This window comes from Crossiella sp. CA-258035 (assembly GCF_030064675.1).
Lineage (GTDB): Bacteria > Actinomycetota > Actinomycetes > Mycobacteriales > Pseudonocardiaceae > Crossiella.
In genome coordinates this window covers 6,058,455-6,070,414 of record NZ_CP116413.1, presented here as the reverse complement: position 1 = coordinate 6,070,414, position 11,960 = coordinate 6,058,455, and the positions used below count along the sequence as shown (strand labels likewise).

General features: G+C 72.5%; 12 protein-coding genes. 10 read left to right on the top strand and 2 right to left on the bottom strand.

Annotation, left to right across the window (positions count from 1 at the left end; genetic code table 11):
* Positions 1–16: 16 nt before the first annotated feature.
* The gene (locus N8J89_RS27345) at positions 17–1,273 is read right to left on the bottom strand and encodes an RNA polymerase sigma factor (protein WP_283659876.1); all 1,257 of its coding nucleotides are present in this window, start codon (positions 1,271–1,273) and stop codon (positions 17–19) included.
* 66 nt (positions 1,274–1,339) lie between these two features.
* Positions 1,340–1,765, bottom strand: coding sequence for a YciI family protein (locus tag N8J89_RS27340; RefSeq protein WP_283659875.1), 426 nt, complete (start codon positions 1,763–1,765; stop codon positions 1,340–1,342).
* Positions 1,766–1,880: 115 nt separating this feature from the next.
* Between N8J89_RS27340 and N8J89_RS27335 the strand changes: the two genes are divergently transcribed.
* The 10 genes from N8J89_RS27335 (at position 1,881) to N8J89_RS27290 (ending at position 11,917) form a co-directional block, all read left to right on the top strand.
* On the top strand, positions 1,881–2,684 hold the full coding sequence (locus tag N8J89_RS27335; RefSeq protein ID WP_283659874.1) for a class I SAM-dependent methyltransferase: 804 nt from the start codon (positions 1,881–1,883) through the stop codon (positions 2,682–2,684).
* A gap of 101 nt (positions 2,685–2,785) precedes the next feature.
* Positions 2,786–3,757 (top strand): helix-turn-helix transcriptional regulator, encoded by a 972-nt coding sequence (locus N8J89_RS27330; protein WP_283659873.1) that lies wholly within the window; start codon positions 2,786–2,788, stop codon positions 3,755–3,757.
* Positions 3,754–4,731: a helix-turn-helix transcriptional regulator gene (locus tag N8J89_RS27325; protein WP_283659872.1), complete on the top strand. Its 978-nt coding sequence runs from the start codon at positions 3,754–3,756 to the stop codon at positions 4,729–4,731. Before N8J89_RS27330 ends, N8J89_RS27325 begins: the two co-directional genes overlap by 4 nt.
* Positions 4,732–5,128: 397 nt before the next feature.
* Complete coding sequence (locus N8J89_RS27320; RefSeq protein ID WP_283659871.1) at positions 5,129–6,028, top strand: alpha/beta hydrolase; 900 nt, start codon at positions 5,129–5,131, stop codon at positions 6,026–6,028.
* 147 nt (positions 6,029–6,175) lie between these two features.
* Positions 6,176–6,412 (top strand): bacteriophage holin, encoded by a 237-nt coding sequence (locus N8J89_RS27315; RefSeq protein WP_283659870.1) that lies wholly within the window; start codon positions 6,176–6,178, stop codon positions 6,410–6,412.
* 23 nt (positions 6,413–6,435) lie between these two features.
* Positions 6,436–6,765: a Sec-independent protein translocase subunit TatA gene (tatA, locus tag N8J89_RS27310; protein WP_283659869.1), complete on the top strand. Its 330-nt coding sequence runs from the start codon at positions 6,436–6,438 to the stop codon at positions 6,763–6,765.
* A 26-nt stretch (positions 6,766–6,791) separates the two neighbouring features.
* Positions 6,792–7,775 carry a twin-arginine translocase subunit TatC gene (gene tatC, locus N8J89_RS27305; protein WP_502868336.1) on the top strand — a complete coding sequence of 328 codons (984 nt, stop codon included), beginning with the start codon at positions 6,792–6,794 and terminating at the stop codon, positions 7,773–7,775.
* Complete coding sequence (locus N8J89_RS27300; RefSeq protein ID WP_283659868.1) at positions 7,772–8,668, top strand: diacylglycerol kinase family protein; 897 nt, start codon at positions 7,772–7,774, stop codon at positions 8,666–8,668. The genes tatC and N8J89_RS27300 overlap by 4 nt, the downstream gene beginning before the upstream one ends.
* A gap of 34 nt (positions 8,669–8,702) precedes the next feature.
* Positions 8,703–9,101 (top strand): hypothetical protein, encoded by a 399-nt coding sequence (locus tag N8J89_RS27295; protein WP_283659867.1) that lies wholly within the window; start codon positions 8,703–8,705, stop codon positions 9,099–9,101.
* 29 nt (positions 9,102–9,130) lie between these two features.
* The gene (locus tag N8J89_RS27290) at positions 9,131–11,917 is read left to right on the top strand and encodes a DEAD/DEAH box helicase (protein ID WP_283659866.1); all 2,787 of its coding nucleotides are present in this window, start codon (positions 9,131–9,133) and stop codon (positions 11,915–11,917) included.
* Positions 11,918–11,960 lie beyond the last annotated feature (43 nt).

The window sequence follows — 11,960 nt, the reverse complement described above, 5'->3', positions numbered from 1 at the left end:
TTGTTCATGAAGGCTGTCAAATCGAGGGCAGGGCACTCGCCCGATCGAGGAGCAGGGTTCGCTCCCTGGTGTTCTCCGTCAGCTCCGCCGCCCGCAGGAACTCCGTCCGCGCTTCCTCGTGGCGGCCCAGCTTGGTCAGGAGATCGGCTTTTACGCTCGGCAGCCGGTGGTAGTTCTTCAGTGCGGGCACCTCGCTGAGCTGCTCGACCAGCTCAAGGCCTGCCGCGGGCCCGAACGCCATGCCCAGCGCCACCGCGCGGTTCAGCTCCACCACCGGCGACGGGGTGAGCAGCGCCAGCGCCTGGTACTGCGCGGCGATGCGGACCCAGTCGGTCTCCTCGGCGGTGCGCGCCCGCGCGTGACAGGCGGCGATCGCGGCCTGCACGGTGTAGGGGCCGCGCGGATGGCCGAGCTGTTCCGCGCGTTCCAGCGCCGCCAGGCCGCGGCCGATCAGCAGCCGGTCCCAGCGCGAACGGTCCTGCTCCAGCAGCAGCACCGGCGTCCCGTCCGGCCCGGTCCTGGCCCGGGTGCGGGAGGCTTGGATCTCCATCAGCGCCACCAGGCCGTGCACCTCGGCCTCGGCCGGGACCAGTCCGGCGAGCACCCGGCCCAGCCGCAGCGCCTCCGCGCACAGCTCCGGGCGCAGCCAGTCCTCGCCCGCGGTCGCCGAATAGCCCTCGTTGAACACCAGGTAGATGACCTCCAGCACCGAGGACAGCCGGGCCGCGCGCTCGGCGCCCACCGGCGTTTCGAACGGCACCTTCGCCTCGGCCAGGGTCTTCTTCGCCCGCACGATCCGCTGCGCCACGGTCGGCTCGGGCACCAGGAAGGCCCGCGCGATCTCCTTGGTGGTCAGCCCGCCCAGCATGCGCAGGGTCAGTGCCACCCTGCCCTCGGTGGACAGGACGGGGTGGCAGGCGGTGAAGACCAGGCGCAGCAGGTCGTCCTGGATGTCCTCGTCGAGCGTGGCGGCCAGGTCGGGCTCGTGCGCGGTGGCCAGGGAACGACCGAGCTCGGCGAGCTTGCGCCGGTAGTTCTCGTTGCGGCGGATGAGGTCCACCGCGCGACGCCGGGCGGCGGCCATCAGCCAGGCGCCCGGGTTGCGCGGCACACCCTCCTCAGGCCACTGCTCCAGCGCGGCGACCAGCGCGTCCTGGGCCAGCTCCTCGGCAAGGCCGACATCCCGGACCAGCCGCGCGAGACCGGCCACCACCCGCGCGGACTCGATCCGCCACACCGCCTCGACCGCCCGATGGGCCTCGGTTGCCGTCACGAAGGGCCATCAGAGCAGGCCCTCCGCGACGAGGCAACCAGGGAGCCGGCCCGGCGGCCGCCGGGGTCACTTCCCGCGCTGCTGCTCCTCCACCTGCGCGCGCAGCTTCGCCTCGTGCTCCTTCAGCTCGGGGGACATGGCGTCGCCGAAGTCGTCCTCGGTGAACACCTGGCGGATCTCCAGCTCGCCGCTTTCCATCGGAGCCCGCTTGACCCACTCGATGATCTCCTCCCGGGAGCCGACCTCGAGCAGCCAGAAGCCCGCGAGCAGCTCCTTGGTCTCGGCGAACGGGCCGTCGATCACGGTGCGCTTGTCGCCGTCGAAGGCGATCCGGACACCGTTCGAGCTGGGGTGCAGGCCCTCGCCCGCGAGCAGCACGCCGGCCTTGACCAGTTCCTCGTTGTAGCGGCCCATCGCGGTCAGCTCCGCCTCGCTGGGCATGGCGCCAGCCTCGGTCTCCTCGCTGGCCTTGACCAGAACCATGAAACGCATCGTCGACTCCTTCGTCGTGATCATCGGGATCGTGGGGACCCCGTTCTACCGGTGCGTCGATCGGCGAGTGGGTACTTCGACACGACTGCCGGTCTTTTTTTGGCAAGATCGGTTCATGACCGATGTGGGTGCGGTGTTCGACGCGGGACGCGCGGAGTTCGTGGACTGGTCGCCGCTGCTGTGGGGCCCGATGGGCTCGGCGACAGCGGAGGCGGCCGGGCTCGAGCCAGGCGACCGGGTGCTCGACGTGTGCTGCGGGGCAGGCGCCTCCGCGCTGCCCGCGGCCGAACTGGTCGGCGAAGCGGGGCTGGTGCACGGGCTGGACCTGGCAGGCGAGCTGCTGGCCTACGCGCGCAAGGTGGCCGCCCGGCGCGGGCTCCGCCAGGCCGAGTTCTTCGAGGCCGACGCCACGGTCTGGGAGGCGCCGGACGGCGAGCCCTACGACGTGGTGCAGTGCGCCTACGGCGTGTTCTTCCTGCCCGAGATGGACGCCGCGGTGAGCAAGCTGATCACGCTGGTCCGGCCCGGCGGCAAGTTCGTGGTCACCACCTGGGCGGATGCCGCCACCGAGGGGTTCGGCTCCGAGCTGGTCGACGCGGTGCGGGTGTACAAACCGGAGCTGCCGATCAACTCGCCGGTCAACCTGGCCGCCCAGCGCATCAACACCGAGGAGAAGCTGGCCGGCTGGCTGGCCGGGCTCGGGCTCTCGGAGGTCGCGGTGCGCAAGGTGGACCTGCGCATCCCGATCGACGAGCAGCTGGCGTGGAGCTTCGTGCTCGGCACCGGCATGCGGGCCCGGCTGGCCGGGCTGACCGAACGGCAGGTGGAGGCGGTCCGCGCGGACTTCCTGCACCGGCTGGCCGCGGCCGGCATCAACGACCTCGGCGCGGACTCGCTGATCGGCGTCGGCACCCGCTGACCTGCTCACCAGCCGGTCCTTGACCGGGCACGTACCACACAGAGGGGAGCAACAAGGCCCGTTCGGCCCAGCGCGCTGGCGCGGACCCGTAAGCTGCTTCGGTGTCCGTTGCCCGCGCCGAACGCCTGGTGAACCTGGTCCTCTGCCTGCTGTCGACCCGGCAGTACCTGACCGCCGACCGGATCCGGTCGATCGTGCCCGGGTACACCGACGCGGCCAACCAGGAAGCCTTCTTCCGCATGTTCGAGCGGGACAAGGCCGAACTGCGCGACCTGGGCGTGCCGCTGGAGACCGGCAGGCACTCGGCGTTCGACCCCGAGGGCTACCGGATCGCCCGGCGCGACTACGAGCTGGGCGAGATCGACCTGGAGCCGGACGAGGCCGCGGCGGTGGCGCTGGCGGTGCGGCTCTGGGAGTCGCCGGAGCTGACCGGCGCCGCGCACGGCGCGCTGGTGAAGCTGCGCGCGGCCGGGGTCGATGTGGACCAGGCGGCGCCGTCGATCGTGGAGCCCAAGGTGCGGGCCAACGAGCCCGCGTTCGGGCCGCTGCTGGCCGCGGTGCACGCCGGGAAGGTGGTCGGCTTCGACTACCGCAAGCAGAGCGCGCCCGAACCGGAGCGGCGGACCGTCGAGCCGTGGGGCGTGGTGTCCTGGCGCGGGCGCTGGTACCTGGTCGGGCAGGACCGTGACCGCGGCGCGCCGCGCTGCTTCCGGCTGTCCAGGGTGGTCGGCATCCCCAAGGCCACCGGGCGGGACGGGGCGGTGCGTCGGCCGGAGGGCGTCGACCTGCTGCACTTCGTCGCCGGTGACCAGGACAACGCGCCGCAGTCGGCCCCGGCCAGGGTCTGGGTGGCGCTGGAGCGGGCGCACGGGTTGCGGCGGCGGGCCAAGGCGGTGGAGGCGATGGAGCTGGACGGCGAAGCCGGCGAGGTGATGGAGATCGACCTGGTGTACCCGAACTCGGCGGCCAGCTGGATCGCCGGGTACGGGCCGGACGTGGTGGTGCTGGAACCGGAGTCGCTGCGCACGCACGTGCACCAGCTGCTCGCGGGTGCGGCGGGTGCGGCCCGATGACCGCCTCCTCCTCCACCGAGCGGCTGCCCAGGCTGCTGTCCCTGGTGCCCTACTTCCTGGCCCGGCCGGGAGTGCTGATCTCCGAGGCCGCCGCCGACTTCGGGGTCACCGCGCAGCAGCTGCGCAAGGACCTGGAGCTGCTGTGGATGTGCGGGCTGCCCGGGTACGGGCCGGGTGACCTGATCGACCTGTCCTTCGACGGGGACACCGTCACGGTCACCTACGACGCGGGCATGAACCGGCCGCTGCGGCTGACCGCCGAGGAGGCGACCGCGCTGCTGGTGGCGCTGCGCGCGCTGGCCGACACCCCGGGCGTCGCCGACACCGACGCGGTGCGCCGCACCCTGGCCAAGATCGAGTCCGCGGTGGGCCAGGCCCAGCCCGCCGGTGTGGTGGTCGGCCTGGCCGGGCGGGAGAGCCGGGCGACCGCCGAGGTCCGCGAGCCGTTGCAGCGGGCGCTGCAGGACCGGCGCGCGGTGCGGCTGCGCTACTACACGATCTCCCGGGACGAGATCAGCGACCGGGTGGTGGACCCGATGCGCCTGCTGCTGGTCGACGGCCGCAGCTACCTGGAGGCCTGGTGCCGCCGGGCCGAGGGCGTGCGGCTGTTCCGGCTGGACCGCATCGACGAGGTGGACGTCCTGGCCGAGCCCGCCACGCCCCCGCCGCACGCCGAGCCCACCGACGTCTCCGAGGGCCTGTACCGCCCGGAGCCGGACCAGCACGTGGCGATGCTGGTGCTGGAGCCGGACGCGCGGTGGGTGGCCGAGTACTACCCGGTGGACGAGGTGACCGAGCTGGGTGACGGCCGGGCCAGGGTGCTGATGCGTTACACCGACGAGTCCTGGATGGTCCGGCTGATGCTCGGGCTGGGGCGGGACGTGCACGTGGAGCGGCCGGAGGAGCTGGCCGGGCAGATCAGGGAGCGGGCGCGGCAGGCGCTGCGCCGCGCGAGCCTGGCACCGGTGGACTGAGCCGGGCGTCGCGGCTGGGCGGCCGGGACCGGACAGTCGCCGCTGGGCGGTCGCGACGGTAACCGCCGCCGCTGGGCCGTCGCGGCTGGGCGGTTGGGACTGGAGGGTCGCCGCTGGAGTGCCGCCGCTGGCTCGTCGCGGCTGAGCGGTCGGCATTGGACCGCCGTGGTTGGACCGTTGCCGCCGACCGTTACGACGGGGCCGCTGCCGCCGGAACGGCCGGGGCTGGCGGCTGCCACGGGTGGCGTTGGCTGGGCGGCGACCGGAGTGGCGGCGGTGGGCAAGCGGCTTGGCCGGGGCGCGGCGGGCGAGCGGCTTCGGGGCTGGTGGCTTGCCGTGGTGTTGCTGGCGGGGCATACTCTGGCACCGGTATTCAAGTTTGAGCAATGGGGGCAGAGTGGACGTCAGGATCCAGGTGGGTATCGACCTGCACGTCGCGGGCGAGCTGCGCACCCCGGCCGGGCCGGCCGACACCGTGCACGTGGCGGTGCCCGGCGGCTACTACGGCCGTGGCTACTGGCAGGTGCGCGCCAACGGTCCGTCCTATGTGGACACCATGGTGGGCGCGGGGCACGCGGTGCTGACCGTGGACCGGCTCGGGACCGGGGACAGCAGCAGGCCGCCGAGCGCCGATCTGCTGGGCACGGCGCACGCCGACTCGATGCACCACGTGGTCCAGGCGTTGCGGGCGGGCGAGGTGGACGGGGTTCCCTACCGCCGGGTGGTCTTCGTGAGCCACTCGTTCAGCATCGCGCTGGCCCTCAGCCCCGCCCTGCGCCATCCGGGTGACGTGGACGGCATCATCCTCACCGGCGGCACCAACCAGCCCAACGAGAAGGTCTACGCCGGGATCGAAGCGCACTTCCACCCGGCGAACCAGGACCCTCGTTTCGCCGGACGGGGGCTGGACGACGGGTACATGACCAGCATCCCTGGCGCCAGGGCCGGTCTGTTCCTGCACCCGGCGACCGTGGACGAGCAGCTGGTCGCGCTGGACGAGCAGCTGACCGAGCCGGATGTCATCCCCGGCTACGACACCTTCCCCGGGGTGGCGGAGTACCCGGGGATCACCGTGCCGGTGCTGCTGGTGGTGGGCGACCGGGACGTGCTGTTCACCGGGGAGGGGGCCAGCGACTGCACCAGCGCGGCGACGCTGCTGGCGGGGGAGCGGCCGCTGTACGGGGACGGGGTGGCGCTGGAGGCGTTCGTGGTGCCGGAGACCGGGCACTCGCTGAACCTGCACCGGACCGCCTCTCAGTGGTACGACGTCGCGAGGGACTGGGCGCTGCGGCTGTGACGCCGCGACTACCGGCGGTGCGGATTCCGGGTGCTGTTCAAGGATGGGTAAGACGATCGTTCTGAACCGTTCATCCCTCGGGAAACGGGTGATCGGATCCGTCGGGCGGGTCTCGTCACGGTCGGTGCGGCCAGCTACGGTGTGCTGGTGCAGTACCTGTCCCTCATGTTGCCGGTCCTCGCCGGACTGGTCGTCCTGGTGATCGTTCTGGTCCGGGTGTTCGGTGCGGTCAAGCGCACCGGGCGGGCCCAGGCCAGGTTCCAGGGCACGGTCAGGGACCGCACCGGACTGCTGCGTGCCCGCTCCGCCGCGTTGCGCGTGGCGATCATGGAGCGACGCGCTTCGACCAAGGACGACATGCCTGCCCCGCGTACCATCGGGTAGCGGGGGAGACAGGAGGAACGACCGTGCCTATCGGAGTACCTGAGCTGCTGATCATCGCTGTGGTGGTCGTGCTGCTGTTCGGCGCCAAGAAGATGCCTGACATGGCTCGTGCGGTCGGCCGCTCCATGCGCATCTTCAAGGCCGAGACCAAGACCATGCGCGAGGAGGACGGGCAGGCCGAGCAGGCTGCCGCGCCCGCCCCGCAGCCGCCGGTCCAGCAGCAGCCCGCCGCGCAGCAGCCCTACACCGCCGCGCCGCAGCCGCTGCCGCCGACCCAGCCGGTCGTCCAGCAGCCCGCGCCGCAGGTCGCGCCGCCGCTGGAGCAGACCCAGGGTCGCGCTGACAACCGCTGAGCGCGGAGTAAGAGGAGACAGACTCGGTGGGGAGCGGAGAGCTCCGCCGCCGTAAAGGGCTCGGCAAGCTGTTCGGCGGCCGTCGGAAGAAGAACCCCGACGGCACGATGACGCTCATCGAGCACCTTTACGAGCTGCGGCACCGGTTGGGCGTCTCGGTGCTGGCCCTGGTGGCCGGGGCCGTGATCGCGTTCCTGTGGTGGGTGTACACGGTCGGCCCGATCCCGACGCTGGGCTCGATCGTGCTGGACCCCTACTGCGCCATCCCGGACAAGGTCTCGCTGAACGCGGGCAAGTGCCAGCTGTTGCAGACCCAGCCGTTCGAGGCGTTCATGGTCCGCCTCAAGGTCTCGCTGGCCGTGGGCGCGGTGCTGGCCGCCCCGATCTGGCTCTACCAGCTGTGGGCGTTCATCACGCCGGGGCTGTACCACAAGGAGAAGAAGTACGCCGGCGCCTTCGTCAGCTGCGCCTCGGTGCTGTTCATGCTCGGCGCGGTGCTGGCCTTCTTCATCATCCCGAAGGCGTTGATCGCGCTGGTCGGCTTCGGTGGCGAGGAGTTCGCCACCGCGCTGGCCGGTAGCAACTACATCAACTTCGTGCTCGCCCTGTTGATCATCTTCGGGGTCAGCTTCGAGCTGCCGCTGCTGGTCGTGATGCTCAACTTCGCCGGCGTGCTCACCTACGACAAGCTCCGGCGCAGCCGCCGCGGCGCGATCTTCGGCCTGTTCGTCTTCGCCGCGATCGCCACCCCTGGCACCGACCCGTTCTCCATGCTCGCCCTGGCCCTCGCGCTGTCCCTGCTGCACGAGTTCTCCATCCAGATCGCCCGGTTCCGGGACAAGCGGGCCGCGCGCAAGCGGGCCGCCGAGGGCTGGGACACCTGGAACGACGACGAGGCCTCGCCGATCGCGGACGGCACCGCGCCGGTGGAGCAGATCGAGCCGGTGCGGGCCACCCCGTCGCCGGTGGTCGACAAGCCCAGGGTCCGCTACGACGACGACGCCACGTGACGCGGCTCGCGCTGCTGGTCAGCCCGGCCTCCGGGGCCTGGTCGGCGGCGCGGGTCGCCGGATCCGTGGCCGCCGCGCTCCGGCCGGCGGTGACCGAGCTGGTGCCGCTGGTCGCCGGTAGCGGTGAGCACCTGGCCGAGCTGGCCCGCGCCGCGGTCGCCGCCGGGGTGGACGTGCTCGCGGTGCTCGGCGGGGACGGGGCCGCGCACGCCGCGGTGCAGGCCTGCGCGGGCAGCGGCACCGCGCTCGCGGTGATCCCGGCGGGCACCGGCAACGATCTGGCCGCCGCGGTCGGGCTGCCGCGCGGCTCGCGGGAAGCCGCCGCCGCGGTGGCCGAGGCCCTGCGTGGCGGGTCGCGGCGCACGCTGGACCTGGGGCGGATCGCCGGGGGCGGCTACTTCGCCACCGTGCTGTGCGCCGGGTTCGACGCCGCGGTCAACGAGCGCACCAACCGGATGCGCTGGCCACGCGGCCCGCGCCGCTACGACCTGGCCATCCTGGCCGAGCTGGCCGGCCTGCGACCGCGGCAGCTGCTGCTGGAGACCACGGCGGGCCGGGTGGAGGTGGAGGCCACGCTGGTCGCGCTGGGCAACACCACCAGCTACGGCGGCGGCATCCCGATCTGCCCGGACGCCGACCCCGCCGACGGCGAGCTGGACGTGACCGTGGTCGGCGCGGCCAGTCGCCGCCTGCTGCTGCGCATCCTGCCCACCCTGCGCACCGGGCGGCACGTGGACCACCCGGTGGTCCGCACGTTCCGGGCGCGGAAGGTCCAGCTCAGCGGCGACAACGGCTGGGTGGCCTACGCCGACGGCGAGCGCCAGGCCCGGCTGCCGGTGACCGTGCGCGCGGTGCCGGGGGCGCTGACCGTGGTGGCCGGCGCCGGTCGTTAGCGCGCTGACAGGCCGTTGCCCTAGATTTCGCCAGGTGACCCAGCCAGCAGCGCAGGCCGCCCCACCCGGCATCGTCACCGTGGCCGCCGTGCTCTTCGCCGTGCCCGCGGTGGTCTCGCTGGGCGTGGCGCTGCTGACCCTGGCGATCTCGGACAACCGCCTGCTGTACTCCCTGGTCGCGCTGGTCGCCATCCTGCTCGCGGGTCTGCTGCTGCTGTGGCTGACCAGGGCGTTCCACCGGGGGCGGAACTGGGCCAGGGTCGTGATCACGGTCTACACGGTGCTGTTCGTGCTCTACCGCCTGACGCACCTGCTGCGCGGGCTCCCGGTCCCTGCCAGCGACCTGCTCCCGGAGCTCGGGCTGCTGGCGATCGCCACGCTGCCGGTCGTACTCGCCTGGCGTCCGGAGGCCAACCGGTACTTCGCGCGGTGACTGTCGGGGACGTGTGAAAGTCTGAACAGGTGGCAGCAAGCCCTTCCTCCGACTCAGGCAGGTCTCCCTCGGAGGCCTTCGCCGCAGCCCGCATCCGGTCCGCCTATCCGAAGCTGACCGACTTCATCGCGGGACTGTCCTTCGAACTGGACCCCTTCCAGCGCCGCTCCTGCGAGGCGCTGGAGGACGGACACGGCGTGCTCGTGTGCGCGCCCACCGGCGCGGGCAAGACCATCGTCGGCGAGTTCGCCGTGCACCTGGCCCTGGCCGAGGGCAAGAAGTGCTTCTACACCACGCCGATCAAGGCGTTGTCCAACCAGAAGCACGCCGACCTGGCCGCCAGGTACGGGCCCAAGCAGGTCGGGCTGCTCACCGGGGACACCTCGATCAACGGCGACGCGCCGGTGGTGATCATGACCACCGAGGTGCTCCGCAACATGATCTACGCGGGCTCCAGGGCGCTGGACAACCTCGGCTACGTGGTCATGGACGAGGTGCACTACCTGGCCGACCGCTTCCGCGGCGCGGTCTGGGAAGAGGTCATCCTGCACCTGCCCGAGCAGGTGCGCATCACCGGCCTGTCGGCCACCGTCAGCAACGCCGAGGAGTTCGGCGAATGGCTGGTCGAGGTGCGCGGGGACACCACCGTGGTGGTGGACGAGCACCGGCCGGTGCCGCTGTGGCAGCACATGCAGGTCGGCAACAGGCTGATGGACCTCTTCGCCGAGGACTCCCGCGAGGGCCACATCCGGATCAACCCCGAGCTCAACCGGCACACCCAGGAGATGGAGCGGCGGCACCTGCCCTGGGGCAGGCCGCGGCAGGACCGGCGCGGCGGGCCCGGGCCCAGGACCGGCACGTTCCGGCCGCCCTCGCGCAACGACGTGATCCGCCAGCTCGACTCCCAGGGCCTGCTGCCCGCGATCGTGTTCATCTTCAGCCGCAACGGCTGCGACGCGGCGATGAACCAGTGCGTGCGCTCCGGCCTGCGGCTGACCACCGAGGCCGAGGTGGCCGAGATCAGGGCGATCATCGCGGCCAAGACCGGCGGCCTGCCCGAGCACGACCTGGCCGTGCTGGGCTTCTGGGAATGGCGTGAGGCGCTGGAACGCGGCATCGCCAGCCACCACGCCGGGCTGCTGCCGGCGTTCAAGGAGACCGTGGAGGAGCTGTTCGTCCGCGGCCTGGTCCGGGTCGTCTTCGCCACCGAGACCCTGGCGCTGGGCATCAACATGCCCGCGCGGACCGTGGTGCTGGAGAAGCTGGTCAAGTACAACGGCGAGGCGCACGTCGACCTCACCCCCGGCGAGTACACCCAGCTCACCGGGCGGGCCGGGCGGCGCGGCATCGACATCGAGGGCCACGCCGTGGTGGTCTGGCAGCCCGGCATGGACCCGCGGCAGGTCGGCGGCCTGGCCTCCACCCGCACCTATCCGCTGCGCTCCTCGTTCAAGCCCGGCTACAACATGGCGGTCAACCTGGTGCAGCGGGTCGGCGCGGCGGCCGCCCGCGAGCTGCTGGAGCAGTCCTTCGCCCAGTTCCAGGCCGACCGCTCGGTGGTCGGGCTGGCCAGGCGGATCGAGCGGAACAAGGAAGGCCTGGCCGGGTACGCGGAGTCGATGACCTGCCACCTCGGCGACTTCAGCGACTACGCCAACCTGCGCAAGCGCATCTCCGAGCGGGAGAAGACCCTGGCCCGGCAGAGCAGCACGGTGCGCCGCTCGGAGGCGGCGGCCTCGCTGGAGAAGCTGCGCAAGGGCGATGTCATCGAGGTGCCCTCCGGCAGGCGCAGCGGGCTGGCCCTGGTGATCGACCCCGGCCTGGACCCCAACGGGGACCCCAGGCCGCTGGTGGTCACCGAGGACCGCTGGGCCGGGCGGCTGTCTGTGCACGACTTCCCGTCGGTGGTCGAGTCGCTGGGCTGGGTACGGCTGCCCAAGCAGGTCGACGTGCGCTCCCCGCGCAGCCGCCGGGACCTGGCCGCGACCCTGCGCAACACCGGCATCCAGCCGCCCGGCCGTGGCCGGCGCCGCTCCTCCGGTGGCGCGGTGGAGGACGCCGAGCTGGCCACCCTGCGCCGGGCGCTGCGCGCGCACCCCTGCCACGCCTGCGAGGACCGGGAGCAGCACGCCCGCTGGGGCGAGCGCTTCCACCGGTTGCAGGGCGAGACCGAGAAGCTGGAACGCCAGGTCGCGGCCACCACGCACTCACTGGCCCGCGCCTTCGACCGGATCCGCGCGCTGCTGCGGGAACGCGGCTACCTGCGGGCGCCGCGCACCGAGGACGAGGTCGGCGAGATCGTCACCGAGCACGGGCGGCGGCTGACCCGGCTCTACAGCGAGTCCGACCTGCTGGCCGCGGAGTGCCTGCGCACCGGCGCCTGGCGGCACCTGGACCCGGCCGAGCTGGCCGCGGTGGTCTCCGCGCTGGTCTTCGAGTCCCGCCGGGACGCGCCGACCCAGCCCCGGCTGCCCGGCGGCGGGGTGGCCGAGGCGCTGGACAACACCATGCGCATCTGGGCCGAGCTGGAGGACGACGAGCGCCGCCACCGCCTGGACCGCACCAGGGAGCCCGACGCCGGGTTCGCCTGGCCGGTCTACCGGTGGGCGCGCGGGGAATCACTGGAGAAGGTGCTCAGCGCGGCCGAGGCCAACGGGCAGGAGCTCTCCGCCGGTGACTTCGTGCGCTGGTGCCGTCAGGTGGTGGACCTGTTGGAGCAGCTCAGGGACGTGCTGGGCGGGGAGGATCCGATCGGCGCCACCGCGATCAAGGCCGCCGCGTCCATCCGCCGTGGCGTGGTGGCGATGGTGACCTGATGGCAACTTGGTCGGTCGGCCGGGTACACCCGGTCCGGCTGTG

Excerpts from the sequence above, each read along its gene's own strand:
- N8J89_RS27335 (WP_283659874.1), top strand. The coding sequence starts at position 1,881 with ATGACCGATGTGGGTGCGGTGTTCGACGCGGGACGCGCGGAGTTCGTG.
- N8J89_RS27340 (WP_283659875.1), bottom strand. The coding sequence starts at position 1,765 with ATGCGTTTCATGGTTCTGGTCAAGGCCAGCGAGGAGACCGAGGCTGGC.
- N8J89_RS27325 (WP_283659872.1), top strand. The coding sequence starts at position 3,754 with ATGACCGCCTCCTCCTCCACCGAGCGGCTGCCCAGGCTGCTGTCCCTG.